Here is a 19,516-nt window from a genome sequence, read left to right as displayed (position 1 = left end):
AGGCGCTGGTCGCGTCCGCGGGGGCGCTCAAACCAGCGTCGCCCTCCGCACCGCCAGCTCCCACCGCGCCATCTTCTCCTGCGCCTTCTCACGGCTCAGCGTCGGCAGGAAGCGCCGCTCCACCCGCCATTGCTTCGACAGCTCCCCCGTATCGCGGTACACACCGGTCGACAGTCCGGCCAAGTACGCAGCGCCGAGCGCCGTGGTCTCGATGACCTCCGGCCGCACCACCGGAATGCCCAGCAGGTCCGCCTGGAACTGCATCAGCAGGTCGTTCACCGCGGCACCGCCATCCACCCGCAGCTCCGCCACCGGCGTGCCACCCGCGGCCACCGCGTCGCGGCTCATGGCCTGCAGCAACGCAGCGCTCTGGTAGGCGATGCTCTCCAGCGCCGCGCGCGCGATATGCGCGACGGTGGTGCCGCGCGTCAGCCCCGTGATCGTGCCGCGCGCATCCGCATTCCAGTAGGGCGCGCCGAGCCCGGTGAAGGCCGGCACCATCATCACCCCACCCGCATCGGGCACGCTCTCGGCCAGCGCCTGCACCTGCGCGCTGCCCTGGATGGCCTTCAGCCCATCCCGCAGCCACTGCACCACCGCGCCGCCGACGAACACGCTGCCCTCCATCGCGTACTGTGGCGGCATGCCGGGCGCCTGCGCGGCGCTGGTCACGAGCAGGCCGTTGTGCGAAGGCTGGAAGTCGCCGCCCGTGTGCATCAGCAGGAAGCAGCCGGTGCCATAGGTATTCTTGGCCATCCCGGCCTCGAAGCAGGCCTGGCCGAAGAGGGCGCTCTGCTGGTCGCCGGCCACGCCGCCGATGGGCAGCGGCCGGTCGAACAGGCCCACGTCGGTGTCGGCGAAATGCGCGCTCGAAGGTTTGACCTGCGGCATCAGCGAGGCGGGGATGTCCAGCGCCTTGAGCAGGTCGGCATCCCACTGATGCGTGTGCACATTGAACAGCATGGTGCGCGAGGCATTGCTCACGTCGCTCACATGCTGCTTGCCGCCTGTCAGCTGCCAGATGAGCCAGCTGTCGACCGTGCCGAAGGCCAGCTCGCCGCGCTCGGCCGCGGCGCGCGCGCCGGGCACGTTGTCGAGCAGCCAGCGCAGCTTGGTGCCGGAGAAGTAAGCGTCGATCACCAGGCCGGTCTTCTCCTGGATCGTGCCGGTCATGCCGTCCTCGCGCAGCTTCGCGCACATCGGCTCGGCGCGGCGGTCCTGCCAGACGATGGCGTGATGCACGGGCTGGCCCGTCTTGCGGTTCCACAGCACCGTTGTCTCGCGCTGGTTGGTGATGCCCACCGCGTGGATGTCGCTCGCCTTCAGCTTGGCCTTGGCCAGCACCTCGTGCGCGGTGGCGAGCTGGCTGCTCCAGATTTCCATCGGGTCGTGCTCGACCCAGCCGGGCTGCGGATAGATCTGCGTGAGCTCCCGCTGGGCGATGGCGACGATGCGGCCTTCGCGGTCGAAGACGATGCTGCGGGAACTGGAGGTGCCCTGGTCGAGGGCGAGCAGGTAGGTCATAAGGAAAGGTCCTTGATCAATGTTCGCGCGCGATCTCGCAGCGGACCTGCGCCTGCGCCAGCAGCTCGGGGAAGGGCGGTGGCGGCTCCGCGTCGGTGAACAGGCAGTCGATCTGCGACAGCTTGGCCAGCTCGATCATCGCCGGGCGGTTGAACTTGCTCGCGTCGGCCGCCAGCCAGACCTCGCGCGCCTGCGCAATGATGGTCTGCGCCACCTTCACCTCGCGCAGGTCGAAGTCGCGCAGCGTGCCGTCGGACTCGATGCTGGAGACGCCGATCAGCGCGATGTCGACCTTGAACTGGCGGATGAAATCGACCGTGGCCTCGCCCACGATCGCGCGGTCGCGCAGCCGCACCGAGCCGCCCGCCACGATCACCTCGCAGTTCGGGTTGTCGCTCAGGATGGTCGCCACGTTGAGGTTGTTGGTGATCACGCGCAGCCCGCTGTGCTGCAGCAGCGCCTTGGCGATGGCCTCGGTGGTGGTGCCGATGTTCAGGATCAGCGAGCAGTCGTTCGGCACCCGCGCGGCGACGGCGTGCGCGATGCGCGCCTTGCCCTCGGCATGCAGGGTCCCGCGCTGCTGGTAGCCGATGTTCTCGGTGGTCGAGCTCGGCACCCGCACGCCGCCGTGAAAGCGCGTCAGCAAGCCTTCGTCGGCCAGGCGCTGCACGTCGCGGCGCACCGTCTGCAGGGTCACGTCGAGCATGTCGGCCAGCTGTTCGACCGTGACCGAGCCGCGCGTGCGCACGGTGTTGAGGAGCTTGAGCTGGCGAGGATTCGAATTCACGCGAATGGAAGAGAGCGCAAGGCGGGTTACTTTAGAACGAAAGAAAACGAAGAGTCTTAAGGGTTAACGACTAGGAAAATCGCGCCTTAAGGAACCAAAATGAAAAAAAGCGAAGATTCTTCGAGCAAAATTCGAGACCCCGAGAGACCCATTCCAAGACCGTGAGTGCAACCCCTCCATCCTCCTCGGCCGCCGCCCTGGCTGCCTGCGACGTGCTGATCGTCGGCGGCGGCATCAACGGCTGCGGCATCGCGCGCGATCTGGCGGGCCGCGGCTGGCGCGTGTTGCTGTGCGAGAAGGATGACCTCGCGGCGCACACCTCTTCTTCTTCCACCAAGCTGATCCACGGCGGGCTGCGCTACCTCGAGTACTACGAGTTCTCGCTGGTGCGCAAGGCGCTGCAGGAGCGCGAGGTGCTGCTGCGCAGTGCGCCGCACATCATGTGGCCGCTGCGCTTCGTGATGCCGCACGACCCTTCCATGCGGCCCGCCTGGATGGTGCGCATGGGCCTCTTCCTCTACGACCACCTGGCCCGGCGCGAGGTGCTGCCGGCTTCGCGCGCGGTCGACCTGCGCGCGCACGCGGCCGGCGCGCCACTCAAGCCGCAGTTCAAGCGCGGCTTCGTGTATTCGGACGGCTGGGTCGACGATGCGCGGCTGGTGGTGCTCAATGCGCTGGATGCGCGCGCCAAGGGCGCCGAGGTGCTGACGCGCACGCGCTGCGTGAGCGCGCAGCGCGATGCCGACGGCTGGACCGCCGTGCTAGAAGGCCCGGCCGGCCGGCGCACGGTGCGCGCCCGCGCGGTGGTGAACGCCGCGGGCCCCTGGGCCGAGTCCTTCCTGCGCGGCGTGGCGCAGCCCGCCAAGGGCGAGGCCCTGGCGACCCGGCATCTGCGCCTGGTCAAGGGCAGCCACATCGTGGTGCCGCGCCTCTTCGCACACGACCATGCCTACATCTTCCAGAACCCCGACAAGCGGATCATCTTCGCGATCCCCTACCAGGACGCCTTCACGCTGATCGGCACCACCGACATCGAGCTGAGCGGCGACGACCCCGGCGCGGCGCGCATCGGCGCGGACGAGATCGACTACCTCTGCACCCAGGCCAGCCGCTATTTCGAGAAGCCGATCGTGCCGGCCGACGTGGTCTGGACCTACTCGGGCGTGCGCCCGCTGCTCGACGATGCCTCGGGCGATCCGTCGGCGGTGACGCGCGACTACATGCTCGAATCGAACACCACCGCGGCGCCGCTGCTGTCGGTGTGGGGCGGCAAGATCACGACCTTCCGCAAGCTCTCGGAGGACGCGGCCGAAGAGGTGGGCCGCATGCTCGGCGAAGCGCGCCCGGCCTGGACCGAGGGCTCCTTCCTGGCGGGCGGCGACCTCTCGGGCTGGATCGGCGCCGCCGCGCGCCCGGACGAAGACTTCGGCCGTTTCGTGGCCGCAGTCCGTTCGAGGCATCCGTGGCTCGATGCCGCGCTGGCACGCCGCCTGGCGCGCGCCTACGGCGCCCGCGTCTCGGCCGTGATCGGCGGGGCGCAATCCATGAACGACATGGGCCGTGCCGTGGCCCCCGGCCTGCACGAGCGCGAGCTGCACTACTTGCGGGACGAGGAGTGGGCCTGCAGCGGCGAGGACGTGCTGTGGCGCAGGTCCAAGCTGGGCCTTCATTTCACGGCGGAAGAACGCGAACGGGTCGGTGCCTGGATGCAGCAGCAGGCCCGGACCCAAGAGCAGCAAGAAGGAGTTGCATGCAGCTGACACTCGAGCGCATCACCAAGAAGGTGGGTGCGCAAACCTGGCTCTACGAGCAGAGCATCGCGCCGAGGCACGGCGCGGTGACGGTGCTGCTCGGCGCCACGCAAGCCGGCAAGACCAGTCTGATGCGGCTGATGGCCGGGCTGGACACGCCCACCTCGGGCCTGGTCCTGGTCGACGGCAAGAACGTGACCGGCGTACCGGTGCGCGAGCGCAACGTGGCGATGGTCTACCAGCAGTTCATCAACTACCCCTCGCTGAAGGTGGCCGACAACATCGGCTCGCCGCTCAAGCTGCGCGGCGAGAAGAACGTCGAGGCGCGCGTGCGCGAATTGGCCGAGAAGCTGAGCATCGGCATGTTCCTCGACCGCTACCCCGCCGAGCTCTCCGGCGGCCAGCAGCAGCGCGTGGCGCTGGCGCGCGCGCTGGCCAAGAACGCGCCGCTGGTGCTGCTCGACGAGCCGCTGGTCAACCTCGACTACAAGCTGCGCGAAGGCCTGCGCGAGGAGCTCACGCAGCTCTTCGCCACCGGCGACTCCACCGTGATCTACGCCACCACCGAGCCCGGCGAGGCCCTGCTGCTGGGCGGCTACACGGCGGTGATGGATGCCGGCGAGCTGCTGCAGTACGGCCCCACGGCCGAGGTCTTCCATGCGCCGCAGTCGCTGCGCGTGGCGCGCGCCTTCAGCGACCCGCCGATGAACCTGCTGGCCGGGCGCGTGGCGGCCGGTGGCGTGCAGCTGGCCGGCGGCCCGCTGGTGCCGCTCACGCTCTCGCCGGGCGTCGACGGCGCCGTCACCATCGGCCTGCGCTCCAGCGCATTGGACGTGCGGCCGGGCGAGGGCGACATCGCGATCCCCGGCAAGGTCGAGCTGGCCGAGATCTCGGGCTCCGACACCTTCGTGCACGTCGAGACTTTGGTGGGCGAACTGGTGGCCCAGCTGACCGGCGTGCACCGCTTCGAGCTGGGCGCCGCGATCACGCTCTATTTCCCGGCCTCGCAGGCCTATCTGTTCGACAGCGCCGAACGGCTGGCCGTGGCGCCCGCCTGGCGCAGACAAGGAGGCTGAGGTGGCACGCATCGACCTCGACCTGGCACACGCCTATCGCCCCAACCCCACGCAGGACAGCGACTATGCCTTGCTGCCGCTCACGATGAGCTTCCGCGACGGCGGCGCGTACGCCTTGCTCGGCCCCTCGGGCTGCGGCAAGACGACCATGCTCAACGTCATCTCGGGCCTCTTGGTGCCCTCGCGCGGCACCGTCAGCTTCGACGGGCGCGATGTCACGCACGCGTCGCCGCAGGAGCGCAACATCGCGCAGGTGTTCCAGTTCCCCGTGATCTACGACACCATGACCGTGGCCGAGAACCTGGCTTTCCCCCTGCGCAACCGCAAGCTGCCGGCCGAGCAGATCAGGAAGCGCGTGGGCGAGATCGCCGAGATGCTCGACATGAGCGGCCAGCTGAACCAGCGCGCCGCCGGCCTGGCGGCCGATGCCAAGCAGAAGATCTCGCTGGGGCGCGGGCTGGTGCGCAGCGACGTGTCGGCCGTGCTCTTCGACGAGCCGCTGACGGTGATCGACCCCAACCTCAAATGGCAGCTGCGGCGCAAGCTCAAGCAGATCCACCGCGAGCTCAAGCTCACGCTGATCTACGTCACGCACGACCAGGTGGAGGCGCTGACCTTCGCCGAGGAGGTGGTGGTGATGACGCGCGGCAAGGCGGTGCAGGTGGGCAGCGCCGATGCGCTCTTCGAGCGGCCGGCCCATACCTTCGTCGGCCATTTCATCGGCTCGCCGGGCATGAACTTCCTGCCGGTGCTAAGCAGCGGCTGGTCGCTCGAAGTGGCGGGCATGCGGCTCACGACGCAGCGCACGTTGCCCGAGGGCGCGCTCAAGCTGGGCATTCGTCCCGAGTACGTCACGCTGGCCGAGCCGAGCGCGGCCGGAGCGGTGGCGGCGACCGTCGTGCAGGTGCAGGACGTGGGCACGCACCAGATGCTGACGGCGCAGGCGGGGGAGAGCGTGATCAAGGCGCGGCTGCCTTCCGACGTGGAGGTGCCGGCGGCGGGTTCGCCGGTCTGGCTGAAGGTGGTGGACGCGCATACGTGCTTCTACCGAGACGAGGAGCTCGTGGCATGAACGGAACAACCAAGCCGATCAACCAGAAGGCCTGGTGGCTGGTGCTGCCGGTGCTGCTGTGCGTGGCCTTCTCGGCCATCGTGCCGCTGATGACGGTGGTCAACTACTCGGTGCAGGACATCATCTCGCCCGAGCGCCGCGTCTTCGTCGGCACCGAATGGTTCGCCGCGGTGATGCGCGACGACGAACTGCACGGAGCGCTGTGGCGCCAACTCGGCTTCTCGCTGGCGGTGCTGCTGGTCGAGATTCCGCTGGGCATCTGCCTGGCCCTGTCGATGCCCTCGACGGGTTGGAAGTCTTCCGCCGTGCTGGTGATCATTGCGCTGTCGCTGCTGATCCCCTGGAACGTGGTGGGCACCATCTGGCAGATCTACGGCCGTGCCGACATCGGCCTGCTCGGCTGGGCCCTGCAGAAGCTGGGCATCGACTACAACTACACGGGCAGCGCGACCGATGCCTGGCTCACGGTGCTGGTGATGGACGTCTGGCACTGGACGCCGCTGGTGGCGCTGCTGTGCTATGCCGGCCTGCGCTCCATCCCCGACGCCTATTACCAGGCCGCGCGCATCGATGGTGCCAGCCGCTTCGCCGTGTTCCGCTACATCCAGCTGCCCAAGATGCGCGGCGTGCTGATGATCGCGGTGCTGCTGCGCTTCATGGACAGCTTCATGATCTACACCGAGCCCTTCGTGCTGACGGGCGGCGGGCCGGGCAACGCCACCACCTTCCTGAGCCAGTACCTCACGCAGAAGGCCGTGGGCCAGTTCGACCTGGGTCCGGCGGCGGCCTTCTCGCTGATCTACTTCCTGATCATCCTGCTGTTCTGCTTCGTCCTCTACAACTGGATGCAGCGGGTGGGTACGCAGGCCGTGGAGGAGCCCCAATGAACGAGAAGAGATTCCGCAAGCGCAGCATCTTCCTGCTGCTCTACATCCTGTTCGCCCTGTTGCCCATCTACTGGATGGTCAACATGAGCTTCAAGACCAACGAGGAGATCCTTTCGAGCTTCTCCTTCTTCCCGCAGCACTTCACCTGGGCCAACTACGCGCGCATCTTCACGGACGAGTCCTGGTACTCGGGCTACATCAACAGCCTGATCTACGTGGGCATCAACACCGTGGTCTCGCTCACGGTGGCGCTGCCGGCGGCCTATGCCTTCTCGCGCTACTCGTTCCTCGGCGACAAGCATGTCTTCTTCTGGCTGCTGACCAACCGCATGACGCCGCCGGCGGTGTTCCTGCTGCCATTCTTCCAGCTCTACACGACGGTGGGGCTGATGGATACGCACCTGGGCGTGGCGCTGGCGCACCTGCTTTTCAACGTGCCGCTGGCGGTGTGGATTTTGGAAGGCTTCATGAGCGGCATCCCGCGCGAGATCGACGAGACGGCCTACATCGACGGCTACTCCTTCCCGCGCTTCTTCCTCACCATCTTCCTGCCGCTGATCAAGGCGGGCGTGGGCGTTGCGGCCTTCTTCTGCTTCATGTTCAGCTGGGTCGAGCTGCTGCTGGCGCGCACGCTGACCAGCGTGAATGCGAAGCCCATCGTGGCAACCATGACGCGCACCGTGAGCGCCTCGGGCATGGACTGGGCGACGCTGGCGGCGGCGGGCGTGTTGACGATCGTGCCGGGCGCGATCGTGATCTGGTTCGTGCGGCATTACATCGCGAAGGGCTTCGCGATGGGGCGGGTTTGACAAAAGAAGAAAGGAGCTCGAGATGTTCGAATGGATGGTCTGGACCACCCCCGTGGCGGTCTTCTTCAGCTGCATCGCACTGATGCTGGTCGGCATGACCGTATGGGAATTCAAGTCGCCGACGACCCTGCGCCGCGGCTGGCTGCCGATGGAGACCACGCGCGGCGACCGGCTCTTCATCGGCCTGCTGATCGCGGCCTACATCAATTTGATCTTCATCGGCCTGGCCGGCAAGTTCCAGGAATGGCTGGCGCTGGAGGCCGAGCCCTCGATCTGGATCAGCTTCGTGCTGTCGATGCTCGTGCTCGCCCTGGTCATGCGCAAGGGCTGAATTCTTTTCACGCTGTCCGGCTCTTCGCTTTCCCGGGGCCGGGATCTGCACAACACCGGGAAGCACCTAGAGGAGACATCCATGAAGATTCGCTACACAGCGCTGGCACTGGCAGCGGCGGCGCTCGCCATGCAGAGCGCCTCGGCGGGCGAAGCCGAGGCCAAGAAATGGATCGACAGCGAATTCCAGCCGTCGACCCTGAACAAGGACCAGCAGACCGCGGAGATGAAATGGTTCATCGACGCCGCGAAGAAGTTGCAGGCCAAGGGCGTGCGCGAGATCTCGGTGGTGTCGGAAACGATCACCACGCACGAGTACGAATCCAAGACATTGGCCAAGGCCTTCGAGGAGATCACCGGCATCAAGGTCAAGCACGACCTGATCCAGGAAGGCGACGTGGTCGAGAAGCTGCAGACCTCGATGCAGTCGGGCAAGTCGATCTACGACGGCTGGATCTCCGACTCCGACCTGATCGGCACGCACTACCGCTACGGCAAGGTCATGAACCTGACCGACTACATGGCCGGCAAGGGCAAGGAATACACCAACCCCGGGCTGGACCTGAAGGACTTCATCGGCACCAAGTTCACCACCGCGCCCGACGGCAAGCTCTACCAGCTGCCCGACCAGCAGTTCGCCAACCTCTACTGGTTCCGCGCCGACCTGTTCGCGCGCCCGGACCTGAAGGAGAAGTTCAAGGCCAAGTACGGCTACGACCTGGGCGTGCCGCTCAACTGGAGCGCCTACGAGGACATCGCCGAATTCTTCAGCGTGGACGTGAAGACCATCGACGGCAAGCCGATCTACGGCCACATGGACTACGGCAAGAAGGACCCGTCGCTGGGCTGGCGCTTTACCGATGCGTGGCTCTCGATGGCCGGCACCGCCGACATCGGCACGCCCAACGGGCTGCCGATCGACGAGTGGGGCATCCGCGTGGGCGACGACAAGTGCACGCCGGTGGGCGCCAGCGTGTCGCGCGGCGGTGCGACCAACTCGCCGGCGGCGGTCTATGCGCTCACCAAGTACGTCGACTGGATGAAGAAGTACGCGCCGCGCGAAGCCACCGGCATGACCTTCGGCGAAGCCGGCCCGGTGCCCGCGCAGGGCCAGATCGCGCAGCAGATCTTCTGGTACACCGCCTTCACTGCCGACATGACCAAGCCGGGCCTGCCGGTGGTCAATGCCGACGGCACGCCCAAGTGGCGCATGGCGCCCGGCCCGAACGGCCCGTACTGGAAGCAGGGCATGCAGAACGGCTACCAGGACGTCGGCTCGTGGACCTTCTTCGCCGCCCACGACGAGAACCGCACCGCGGCCGCCTGGCTCTATGCGCAGTTCATCACTGCCAAGACCACTTCGCTGAAGAAGACCATCGTCGGCCTGACGCCGATCCGCGAGTCCGACATCCAGTCGAAGGCGATGACCGACATGGCGCCCAAGCTGGGCGGCCTGGTCGAGTTCTACCGCAGCCCGGCGCGCGTCGCCTGGTCGCCCACCGGCACCAACGTGCCCGACTACCCCAAGCTGGCGCAGCTGTGGTGGAAGAACGTGGCCGAGGCGGTGACGGGCGAGAAGACCCCGCAGAAGGCGATGGACAACCTGGCCGACGAGATGGACAACGTGATGGGCCGCCTGCAGCGCGCCGGCATGGCCAAGTGCGCGCCCAAGCTCAACGCCAAGGGCGACGCGGGCAAGTGGCTGAGCGACCAGCATGCGCCGTGGAAGAAGCTGGCCAACGAGAAGCCCAAGGGCGAGACCATCGACTACGACAAGCTGCTGACGGCCTGGAAGGAAGGCAAGGCGCGCTGAGCATCCGAGCGTCCTGCAAGGGCTGCTGTGCGACGGGCACAGCAGCCCTTTTTGCTTTGGGTCGGCGGCTTTGCTAGCCTCGCGCGATGCTCGGGCGACGCGAATTCATCCTGCTGGCCGCGGCCCTGGCCGGCCGTGCCCATGCGCAGCAGGGCGACGACGCGATGGCCGAACGCTTGCGCGCCGGCCGCTGCGCGGTGTTGTGGCGCCATGCGCTGACCACTTCGGGCGTGGGCGATCCGCCCGGGTTCAGGCTGGACCAGTGCGACACCCAGCGCAACTTGAGCGATGCGGGCCGGGCCCAGGCCCGCGCGGCCGGCGAATGGTTCCGCAGCCGCAGCCTGCGGCCGCGCGCCGTGCGCTCCAGTGCGTGGTGCCGCTGCAAGGACACGGCGGAGCTGGCTTTCGGTGCGCACGAACTGTGGACGCCGCTCAACTCCAGCTTCGGCAATGCGCAAGTCGCGCCCGAGAACCGGAAGCTGCTGCTGGAAGGCCTGGCGCGCATTCCGGCCGGCGCCTTCGAGGTCTGGGTCACGCACCAGGTCAACATCACGGCGTTCACCGGCGAGGCCGTGGCGATGGGCGCGGCCGTGGTGGTGGACCGCGCCGGCCAGGTCGTGGCGCGCGGGCTGTTCGGCGCCTGATCAGGCGATCGCGCCCTGCAGGTTGAGGCGGGCCTGGGCCTCCAGGCGCGCGCGGATCGACGGCGTGAGGTAGAGCGGATCGCGCGCCAGGAAGCCGCCGAGGATCTGGCGCCGCCGCGGCTCGAAGACCTCGGGCGGCACATGGGCGTATTCGATGCGGATCTGCTGCTCGTACTCGGCGAAGCGCGGCGCCGGCGCGCCGAGGATCGAGAGGTCGATGTCGACCAGCAGTTGCGCATCCGCCTCCTCGGGCTGTGCCTGGTGGCGGGTGGCCATCACCAGCGCATGCACGCGCTGCGCGGCCCCGGCGTCCACGCCGGCATCGCGCAGGGCCTGCCGAGCCCAGTCGGCACTGCGTTCCTCGTTGTCGTGGCGGTGCACGTCGTAGATCGCGTCGTGGAACCAGAGGGCCAGCGCGATCTCGGCAGGGCGCATGGCATGGCGGCGCTCGAGCGCCAGGCCATCGAGGCATTCGTCCAGATGCTGCAGCGTGTGGTAGGCGCGATGTGCCTCGCCGTAGCGCGCGAGCAGCGTATTGAAGAGTGCATCGTCAGGCGCCTGCACACCCAGCGCGCACCAGGCCTCGGCCCATGCGGCATGGCGCGCATCGGCCTGCATCAGTTCTCCATCGCGGCGCGCACCTCGCGCCCCAGCTCGATCACCGACATCGCGTAGTAGCTGCTCCAGTTGTAGCGCGTGATCACGTAGAAGTTCTGCGTGCCCGCCACGTAGCTGGGCGCGTCGGCGCCGTTCTGCAGCTCGACCAGCGCCAGCAGGCCCTTGTGCCGCAGCGCCTCGCCCTCGAGCACCGCGCCGCCGGCCACGAAGCTGTCGGCGCTGAAGCTGGGCAGGATGTCGGGCGCCAGCAGCACCTCTTTCTTGAGGCGCGCCTCGTCGAAGCCCACGGGGTAGATGGGCTGCATGCCCGGCTGCCAGCCGAAGGCCTTGAAGTAGCTGGCCACCGAGCCGATCACGTCGGTCGGGTTGTTGACCAGGTCGATGCGGCCGTCGCCGTCGAAGTCGATCGCGTACTTGGCGATGCTGCTGGGCATGAACTGCGGCATGCCCATCGCGCCGGCATAGCTGCCCACCGGCACCATCGGGTTCTCGGCGGTGCGGCTCTCGGTGCTGAGGAAGCTCTCGAGCTCGCCGCGAAAGAAGGCCTGGCGCTCGGCCGCGCGCGGATGACCCTGCGGGAAGTCGAAGGACAGGGTGGCCAGCGCGTCGATCACGCGGAAGTTGCCCATGTCGCGGCCGTAGATGGTCTCGACCCCGACGATGCCGACGATGATCTCCGCCGGCACGCCGTACTCGGCCTCGGCGCGCGCCAGCGTGGCGGCATTGGCGCGCCAGAAGCGCACGCCGGCGGCGATGCGTACCGGGTCGATGAAGCGGCTGCGGTAGACGCGCCAGTTCTTCGCCGTGCCGCGGGGCGCCGGCAGCATCAGCCGCGGCACGCTGGGCAGCAGGCGTGCGTTGCCGATGGTGGCGCGCACCCAGGCGCGGTCGAGGTTGCGCCGCGCGGCCACGTCGTCGGCGAACTGCATCGCGTCATCGCGCGTGGCGTAGGGCGTTTCGCCGCGCACCACTTTCTGGGCCGAGGCGGGAAGGGCGGGGAGGGCGGCGCCCAGCAGGACGAGGGCCAGGGAGAAGGCGGTCGGGAGGAGGCGTCGCATGGGTGCCGATTGTGCCGTCCGCGTGCAAGTCCCCGGCGCGCGACACAAGTGGTTTCAGCGCGGCCAGGGCAGGTGACGGAACTCGGCGCGCAGGGCCGCCAGCGTCGGGCCGGGCGTGGCGGCATAGCGCTGCGCCTCGAGGCGCAGCAGCCAGTCCTGCGCGGCCTGTGCGCCGTTGCCGAAGCGTTCGGCGAGGCGCCCGGCCATCTGGCGCGGCGGCGTGCCCTCGGGCAGCTCGATGCCGGCTTGCCCGAGCCGCGTGCGCGCCTGGCCCAGCAGCCGGAGCCAGGGGTCGTGCCGGCTGCGCTCCCACAGCGTCCAGCCGGCGCCCGCCAGACTCGCCAGCACCACCAGCGCCAGCAGGACGGTCGCCAGGTCCTGCAGGCTGGGTGCCTCGAAGCCGAGGTTCTTCAGCAGGTCGAGCTGGCGGCTCTGGGTGTAGCTGAGCACCCACTGGTTCCAGCCGTTGTTCACCGCCTCCCAGGCGGCGCGCAGGTTCTGCGCCAGCGTGGGGCTCATGGCGACCATCGCGCCTGCGAACAGGCCCGGCTGCGGCACCAGGCGCTGAAACTGGCCGACGCGGTCGGGCGAGACGGCGCCGGTCGGATCGACGCGCACCCAGCCCGTGCCTTCCTGCCACACCTCGGCCCAGGCATGGGCGTCGCTGTGCCGTAGCGTCCAGTAGTTGTCGACGCCGTTGAGCTCGCCGCCCTGGTAGCCGGTCACGATGCGCGCCGGGACGTCGAGCGCGCGCATCAGTACCACGAAGGCCGAGGCGATGTGCTCGCAGAAGCCGGCCTTCTTGTCGAACCAGAACTCGTCGGCGGTTTCCTGGCCGTAAAGGCCGGGCTCCAGCGTGTAGCTGTAGCCGCCGGTGCGCAGGCGCTGCAACGCAGCCTGCACGAAGGCGCGGGTGTCGGCGCCGGCGAGGCTGGGGTCGCGCTTCATTTGCGCGGCCAGTGCTGCGGTGCGCGGATTGGAGCCCGGCGGCAGCGCAACGTAGGGCCGCAGCCCGGCGCCGCGGCGCTGCGGCCCGCTCTGGAACTGCGTGTAGCTCTCGGCGCGGTAGCGCACCAGGTCGTTGATCGGCCGGTTCGCCAGCCATTGCAGGTCGGCCGTGCCGAAGAGCTCGTAGCCCGCCAGCTCCGGCTTCTCGGGCGTGGCATCGAGCGTCAGAAGCCAGGGGCGGTTGCTGGGCTCCAGCGTGACCTGGTAGCCGATGGGCTGGCCCTGCACGCGCAGGTTCTGCGCGGTGCCGCGCGACAGGAGCGGGGAGGCGGTCCATTCGCGGCCGTCGAATTGCGACAGCACCGGGCCGCGGAAATACAGGTCGCGCTGCGCCGGCACGCGGTCGTCGTCGAACTTGATGCGCGCGGCGATGCCGTCGTCGAGCGCCAGCTGCGCGATGCTGCCCACGCGCATCGTGTTCGACAGACCGCTGCGCCCGGCCATGGCGTCGCCGGGCGTGCCCCACAGCGGCGCCATGCGCGGGAAGAGCAGGAACAGCACCAGCATGATCGGCGCGCCGAGCAGCGCCATCCAGCCGGCGGTGCGCGCCGCAAGCATCAGCGGCGGCCGGCCGACCGGCATGTGGGCATTGACCAGCGCGGTCAGCAGGCCCAGCAGTGCCAGCAGCATGGCGAACGCCGTCAGGAGCGACTGCGAGTAGAAGAAGTTCGTGAGCATCGTGAAGAAGCCCAGGAAGAAGACCACGAAGGCATCGCGGCGCGCGCGCAGCTCCAGCGTCTTGAGGGCCAGCAGGATCACGATCAGCGTCACGCCGGCGTCGCGGCCCAGCAGCGTGCGGTGGGTGGCGTAGGTCACGAGCAGCGTGACCGTGAGCAGCCCGATGCGCCACCACTTGCTGGGCAGCGGGCGGGCCTGCACCGCGAGGCTGCCGCGCCAGAGCAGGACGACGGCGGCGAGGGTGCTGCACCACCAGGGGATGTTGGGGAGCTGGGGCAGGAGGATGAGGGCGATCACGCCCAGCAGGAAGAGCGTGTCGCGGGCTTCGCGGGGGAGGGCCTGGAGCTTGAGGGCGGGCTTCGCGGGGATCAACATAGCGCCAGCACCTCCAGGCAACGCCGCCTGTGTGCCTCGCCTTGCGACGGCGTCACGGTCCGGCCGGCAACGCGCAACCCGTAGTCCACGCCCAGCCGATCCGCCATCAGCACCCACGCGCAAAGCCGCGACAGGCGCCCCTCCGCATCGGCCAGCCCCGTCGCCTGCGCATCCAGCCACAGCTCCTGCCGATGCGCCTGCTGGGTATCGCGGCTCACGAGGTCCTCGGAGCCCACGGCCTGCGCTTGCGCCGCGCGCTTCCAGACCACCAGCTTCAGCGGATCGCCGCGCCGGTACGCCCGCACCCCGTCGTACTCGCCCGCCACGCTGGCGCGCAGTGCCGAGGAGGCGGCCTGCCCGGCCAGCGGCTCGCCCGGCGGCAGCGGCGGCGGGTGCGACTCGGGCGCGGGATAGACCAGCACCTGCGAGGCCGGCCGCCACACGGTCCAGACGCGGAAGGTGCCGAGCGGGAAGCGGGTCTCGGCCGTGAGCGTGGGCGCCGGATGCAGCCCGCGGCGGTCCGGCCTGAAAGCGACCTCGACCGTGGCGCTGCCCTGCGCCGGCACGTCGCTCCACGACCATTGCCCGCTGTGGCGCACCGCCAGCCCGATGCCGTAGCGCGTGCTGCGCCGCGCGTTGTTCAGCACCACGCGCAGCACGGCCGCCGCCCCCGCGTACTGCGGGTCGGGCGCCATCAGCCGCAGGCCCAGGCCGCGCAGCGTGCCGTGGCCCACGTGCATCCCGACGGCCACGCTGCCGGCCAGCAGGAAGGTCAGCAGGTAGCCCAGGTTGAGCTGGTAATTGATCGACCCGATCAGCAGCAAGAGCAGCGTGGCACCCAGCATCCAGCCCGCTGTCGAGGGCACGATGTAGACGTTGCGCTGGGTGAGCTCCAGCGTGTCGGAGGGCGGCCGGCGCGACAGGAACCAGCCGTCGATGCGCGAACGCAGGGCCGCCGTCATGCTTTACGGGAGCGGGACGGCGGCGACCATGGCACGCACCTGCTCGACCGCGCCGCGCCCGGCATCGCCGACCGGCGTGAGCCGGTGCGCGATCGTCTGCGGCAGCACGGCCTGCACGTCGTCGGGCGCCACGTAGTCGCGGTTGGCCAAGAGCGCCTGCGCCTTGGCGGCGCGCAGCACCGCGATGCCCGCGCGCGGCGACAGGCCCTGCAGGAACCAGCGGCCCGAGCGCGTCGCGGCGATCAGGTCCTGCACGTAGTTCAGCAGCGGCTCGGCCGCATGCACCTGCAGGACGCGCTGCTGCAGCGCGGTGAGCTCGCCGGCGGTCAGCAGGGCCGGCAGGCGGGCCAGCATCTCGCGGCGGTCGGCGCCGGCGAGCAGCTCGCGCTCGGCCGCGCGGTCGGGGTAGCCCAGCGAGATGCGCATCAGGAAGCGGTCCAGCTGCGATTCGGGCAGCGCGAAGGTGCCGAGCTGGTCGTGCGGGTTCTGCGTCGCGATCACGAAGAAGGGCGAGGGCAGGGGGCGGGTCTCGCCCTCGACCGTGACCTGCTTCTCCTCCATCGCCTCGAGCAGCGCGCTCTGGGTCTTGGGGCTGGCGCGGTTGATCTCGTCGGCCAGCAGCACCTGGGCGAAGATCGGCCCCGGGTGGAAGACGAAGGCCTGCTCGATTCGGTCATAGATGGCCACCCCCGACAGGTCGCCGGGCATCAGGTCCGCCGTGAACTGCACGCGCGAGAACTGCAGCCCGAAGGTGTGCGACAGGGCGTGGGCCAGGGTGGTCTTGCCGACCCCCGGCACGTCCTCGATCAGCAGGTGGCCGCCGGCCAGCAGACAGGCCACGCAATCGCGCACCTGCGCCTCTTTGCCCACGATCACCGTGTTAAGCTGGCCGAGCAAACTGGCGAGCTTCGCGGCGACGTCCATTTTTGTATCCATATGCAAACAATACCGTAAGCCTTGCGGCCCCATGCCGCGTGAGGCTACGACGCGATTCGATCATGGGCAAAACCGGCTATTTCACACACCGCGACTGCTGGAAGCACGAGATGGGCCCCGGCCATCCCGAATGCCCCCAGCGGCTCGATGCCATCGAAGACAGGCTGCTGCTGACCGGCGTGACCGATGCGCTCGAACGCGGCGAGGTGCCGCTGGCCACGCTGTCCCAGATCACGCGGGCCCACAGCGTCGCACACATGGAGCACCTGGAAGCCCTGAACGATCGCCTGGTCGCCGACGAGCCGTCCGGCGGCCCGTGCTATGCGGCCATCGATCCCGACACCACCCTCTGCCGTTCCACCGTTCTCGCGGCCCGGCGCGCCGCCGGCGCAGCCATCGCCGCGACCGACGCGGTGATCGCGGGCGAGCTCGACAACGCCTTTTGCGCCGTGCGCCCGCCCGGCCACCATGCCTGCCACGACCGGGCGATGGGCTTCTGCTTCATCAACAACGTCGCCGTGGGCGTGCGCCATGCGATCGAGGTGCATGGCCTGGAGCGGGTGGCGATCGTCGACTTCGACGTGCACCACGGCAATGGCACCGAGGACATCTTCAGCAACGACCCGCGGGTGCTGATGGTGAGCTTCTTCCAACACCCTTTCTATCCGTACAGCGGCACGGATCATCCGGCGCCCAACATGCTCAACATCCCGGTGCCGGCCTACACCAAGGGCATGGACGTGCGCGAGTTGATCGAGGCCTGCTGGATTCCACGGCTCGACGAATTCCAGCCGCAGATGATCTTCGTCAGCGCCGGCTTCGACGCGCACCGCGACGACGACCTGGGCCAGATGCGGCTCAACGAGAACGACTTCGCCTGGATCACCGAGCGCATCCGCGACGTCGCGCGGCGCCACGCCAAGGGCCGCATCGTCTCGATGCTGGAGGGCGGCTACAACCTCGATGCGTTGGCTACGAGCGTCGAGGCGCACGTGCGGGTGCTGGCAGACCTCTAGGCCGATGAATTTCGACGATTTCCGCCAGCGGCTCAGCCAGATCCACGCCGAGACCCTCTGGGTCGAGATCGCCGCGCTGGTCGCCTGCGTGGCGCTGGCATGGGGCCTCTGCCGCTGGTTCGGCCGCGACCAGCCCAAGGATTCGATCTGGTTCGGTGAGCGCACCTTCGACGGCCTGCTGTTCCCGGTGCTGGCGCTGCTGCTGACCGACCTGGCGCGCCGCTTCGTGCTGGATTTCCAGCCGGTGCTGGTGCTGCGCATCGCCGTGTCGGTGTTCCTCTCGCTCGCGGCAATCCGCTTCTTCGCGCGCGTGCTGCGCGCCGTGTTTCCGGCCTCCGCGCTGGCGCGGCTGGTGGAGCGCACCATCTCGTGGGTCGCCTGGGTCGCGGCCGTGCTGTGGATCGTCGGGCTGCTGCCGGCGGTGCTGACCGAGCTCGACAACATCAAGCTCGCCTTCGGCAAGAACCAGGTCAGCCTGCGCACCATGCTGGAGGGCACGCTGTCGGCCGCGCTGGTGCTGATGGTCGCCCTGTGGGTCGCGTCGACAGTGGAAAAGCGCATCCTGCGCACCGCGGTGACCGACCTGTCGATGCGCAAGGTGGCCTCCAACGCGGTGCGCGCCTTCCTGCTGCTGATCGGCCTGCTGTTCGCGCTGTCGGCCGTGGGCGTGGACCTGACCGCGCTCTCGGTGCTGGGCGGCGCCCTGGGCGTCGGCCTGGGCTTCGGCCTGCAGAAGCTCGCGGCCAACTACGTGAGCGGCTTCGTGATCCTGCTGGAGCGCTCGATCCGCATCGGCGACAACGTCAAGGTCGACGGCTTCGAGGGCCGCATCACCGACATCAAGACCCGCTACACGCTGGTGCGGCAGGGCAACGGGCGCGAGTCGATCGTGCCCAACGAGTCGCTGATCACGAGCCGGGTGGAAAACCTCTCGGTGTCCGACCTCAAGTTCAACCTCACGACCAGCATCGTCGTCGGCTACGACAGCGACGTGGCGCAGGTGCAGGCCATCCTGTGCGAGGCCGCCGCCGCGCAGCCGCGCGTGCTCGACGACCCTGCGCCGGTCGCCTTCCTGACGAACTTCGCGCCCGACGGGCTGGAGTTCACGCTCAACTTCTGGATCGCCGACCCGGACAAGGGCAAGGACAACGTGCGCTCGCCCATCAACGTCGCGATCCTCGAAGCGCTGCGCAAGGCGAAGATCGACATTCCCTATCCGCAGCGCGTGCTTCGCGTCGAATCGTTACCAACTGGCGTGCCTTCCCTCGACGAAGCTCGCCTATAATCGCAAAAAAGCACGACCGTTCTTTTCTTGCGCCCCGGCGCCCCATGATTGAAATGAACAGCTCGCGCGGAGGCCGGCGCCTAAAATCTTCGGTTCCTCTGCACCCCGGTTTCGCAATTCAATGGAGTCAAGCCAATGAAGGTCCTGGTCCCCGTCAAGCGGGTCGTTGATTACAACGTGAAGGTGCGCGTCAAGTCCGACGGCACCGGTGTCGATATCGCCAACGTCAAGATGAGCATGAACCCCTTCGACGAGATCGCCGTCGAAGAAGCGGTGAGGCTCAAGGAGAAGGGCGTCGTCACCGAGATCATCGCCGTGTCCTGCGGCGATGCGAAGTGCCAGGAGACCCTGCGCACTGCCATGGCCATTGGCGCCGACCGCGGCATCCTGGTCGAGACCACCGAAGAGCTGCAGCCGCTCGCCGTCGCCAAGCTGCTCAAGGCGCTGGTGGACAAGGAACAGCCCGGCCTGGTGATCCTGGGCAAGCAGGCCATCGACGACGACGCCAACCAGACCGGCCAGATGCTCGCGGCGCTGGCTGATCTGCCGCAAGCCACCTTCGCCAGCAAGGTCGAAGTGTCGGGCGACAAGGTCAACGTCACCCGCGAAGTCGACGGCGGCCTGGAGACCATCTCGCTGAGCCTGCCGGCGGTCATCACGACCGACCTGCGCCTGAACGAGCCGCGCTACGTCACGCTGCCCAACATCATGAAGGCCAAGAAGAAGCAGCTCGACACCGTCAAGCCCGAGGACCTGGGCGTGGACGTCAAGCCGCGCCTGAAGACCCTGAAGGTCAGCGAGCCGCCCAAGCGCGGCGCCGGCATCAAAGTGCCCGATGTCGCCACGCTGGTGGACAAGCTGAAGAACGAAGCGAAGGTGATCTGACC

The 19,516-nt window shown here is 68.5% G+C and carries 18 protein-coding genes; 11 read left to right on the top strand and 7 right to left on the bottom strand.

From position 1 onward, the window contains the following. Window positions 1–27 precede the first annotated feature (27 nt). Window positions 28–1,524, bottom strand: a complete 1,497-nt coding sequence (gene glpK, locus AC3A6X_RS16890) for a glycerol kinase GlpK (protein ID WP_487843265.1) — start codon at window positions 1,522–1,524, stop codon at window positions 28–30. A 16-nt stretch (window positions 1,525–1,540) separates the two neighbouring features. Continuing rightward, window positions 1,541–2,311: a DeoR/GlpR family DNA-binding transcription regulator gene (locus AC3A6X_RS16885; protein ID WP_487843264.1), complete on the bottom strand. Its 771-nt coding sequence runs from the start codon at window positions 2,309–2,311 to the stop codon at window positions 1,541–1,543. A 161-nt stretch (window positions 2,312–2,472) separates the two neighbouring features. On the opposite strand from AC3A6X_RS16885, the gene glpD reads away from it, so the two are divergent. The 8 genes from glpD (at window position 2,473) to AC3A6X_RS16845 (ending at window position 10,693) form a co-directional block, all read left to right on the top strand. Continuing rightward, entirely contained in the window at window positions 2,473–4,071 is a 1,599-nt protein-coding gene (glpD, locus tag AC3A6X_RS16880; protein WP_487843263.1) for a glycerol-3-phosphate dehydrogenase, read from the top strand. Then, on the top strand, window positions 4,062–5,138 hold the full coding sequence (locus AC3A6X_RS16875; protein WP_487843262.1) for an ABC transporter ATP-binding protein: 1,077 nt from the start codon (window positions 4,062–4,064) through the stop codon (window positions 5,136–5,138). Before glpD ends, AC3A6X_RS16875 begins: the two co-directional genes overlap by 10 nt. A 1-nt stretch (window position 5,139) precedes the next feature. Beyond that, entirely contained in the window at window positions 5,140–6,210 is a 1,071-nt protein-coding gene (locus tag AC3A6X_RS16870) for an ABC transporter ATP-binding protein (protein WP_487843261.1), read from the top strand. Continuing rightward, window positions 6,207–7,097, top strand: coding sequence for a carbohydrate ABC transporter permease (locus AC3A6X_RS16865; protein ID WP_106554350.1), 891 nt, complete (start codon window positions 6,207–6,209; stop codon window positions 7,095–7,097). Before AC3A6X_RS16870 ends, AC3A6X_RS16865 begins: the two co-directional genes overlap by 4 nt. Then, window positions 7,094–7,906 carry a carbohydrate ABC transporter permease gene (locus AC3A6X_RS16860; RefSeq protein WP_106554351.1) on the top strand — a complete coding sequence of 271 codons (813 nt, stop codon included), beginning with the start codon at window positions 7,094–7,096 and terminating at the stop codon, window positions 7,904–7,906. Before AC3A6X_RS16865 ends, AC3A6X_RS16860 begins: the two co-directional genes overlap by 4 nt. Before the next feature lie 22 nt (window positions 7,907–7,928). Beyond that, window positions 7,929–8,237: a DUF2160 domain-containing protein gene (locus tag AC3A6X_RS16855; RefSeq protein WP_487843260.1), complete on the top strand. Its 309-nt coding sequence runs from the start codon at window positions 7,929–7,931 to the stop codon at window positions 8,235–8,237. 81 nt (window positions 8,238–8,318) lie between these two features. Next, window positions 8,319–10,049, top strand: a complete 1,731-nt coding sequence (locus AC3A6X_RS16850; RefSeq protein WP_487843259.1) for an ABC transporter substrate-binding protein — start codon at window positions 8,319–8,321, stop codon at window positions 10,047–10,049. An 86-nt stretch (window positions 10,050–10,135) separates the two neighbouring features. After that, window positions 10,136–10,693, top strand: a complete 558-nt coding sequence (locus AC3A6X_RS16845; RefSeq protein WP_487843258.1) for a histidine phosphatase family protein — start codon at window positions 10,136–10,138, stop codon at window positions 10,691–10,693. Here AC3A6X_RS16845 and AC3A6X_RS16840 read toward each other — a convergent pair whose 3' ends face one another. The 5 genes from AC3A6X_RS16840 to AC3A6X_RS16820 are packed head-to-tail and all read right to left on the bottom strand — an operon-like array spanning window position 10,694 to window position 16,316. Beyond that, the gene (locus AC3A6X_RS16840) at window positions 10,694–11,311 is read right to left on the bottom strand and encodes an HD domain-containing protein (protein WP_487843257.1); all 618 of its coding nucleotides are present in this window, start codon (window positions 11,309–11,311) and stop codon (window positions 10,694–10,696) included. Beyond that, the gene (gene mltB, locus AC3A6X_RS16835; protein ID WP_487843256.1) at window positions 11,311–12,369 is read right to left on the bottom strand and encodes a lytic murein transglycosylase B; all 1,059 of its coding nucleotides are present in this window, start codon (window positions 12,367–12,369) and stop codon (window positions 11,311–11,313) included. Before mltB ends, AC3A6X_RS16840 begins: the two co-directional genes overlap by 1 nt. Window positions 12,370–12,423: 54 nt before the next feature. Beyond that, window positions 12,424–14,430 carry a transglutaminase TgpA family protein gene (locus AC3A6X_RS16830; protein ID WP_487843255.1) on the bottom strand — a complete coding sequence of 669 codons (2,007 nt, stop codon included), beginning with the start codon at window positions 14,428–14,430 and terminating at the stop codon, window positions 12,424–12,426. Continuing rightward, window positions 14,424–15,392, bottom strand: coding sequence for a DUF58 domain-containing protein (locus tag AC3A6X_RS16825; protein WP_487843254.1), 969 nt, complete (start codon window positions 15,390–15,392; stop codon window positions 14,424–14,426). The genes AC3A6X_RS16830 and AC3A6X_RS16825 overlap by 7 nt, the downstream gene beginning before the upstream one ends. A 3-nt stretch (window positions 15,393–15,395) precedes the next feature. Next, window positions 15,396–16,316, bottom strand: coding sequence for an AAA family ATPase (locus AC3A6X_RS16820; protein WP_106554359.1), 921 nt, complete (start codon window positions 16,314–16,316; stop codon window positions 15,396–15,398). 74 nt (window positions 16,317–16,390) lie between these two features. Here AC3A6X_RS16820 and AC3A6X_RS16815 point away from each other — a divergent pair, with 74 nt between their 5' ends. From AC3A6X_RS16815 to AC3A6X_RS16805, 3 genes are all read left to right on the top strand, one after another. Further along, window positions 16,391–17,344 (top strand): histone deacetylase family protein, encoded by a 954-nt coding sequence (locus AC3A6X_RS16815; protein WP_487843253.1) that lies wholly within the window; start codon window positions 16,391–16,393, stop codon window positions 17,342–17,344. 4 nt (window positions 17,345–17,348) lie between these two features. Further along, a complete protein-coding gene (locus tag AC3A6X_RS16810; protein WP_487843252.1) occupies window positions 17,349–18,629 on the top strand; it encodes a mechanosensitive ion channel family protein in 1,281 nt (426 codons plus the stop codon). Between the two features lie 135 nt (window positions 18,630–18,764). Further along, window positions 18,765–19,514 carry an electron transfer flavoprotein subunit beta/FixA family protein gene (locus AC3A6X_RS16805; RefSeq protein ID WP_487843251.1) on the top strand — a complete coding sequence of 250 codons (750 nt, stop codon included), beginning with the start codon at window positions 18,765–18,767 and terminating at the stop codon, window positions 19,512–19,514. Window positions 19,515–19,516: the final 2 nt, after the last annotated feature.

The sequence above is a fragment of the Variovorax sp. Soil_C_12 genome, assembly GCF_057657375.1.
Note: the sequence above shows the minus strand (reverse complement) of the source record. Positions and strands in the feature narration are given on the sequence as shown.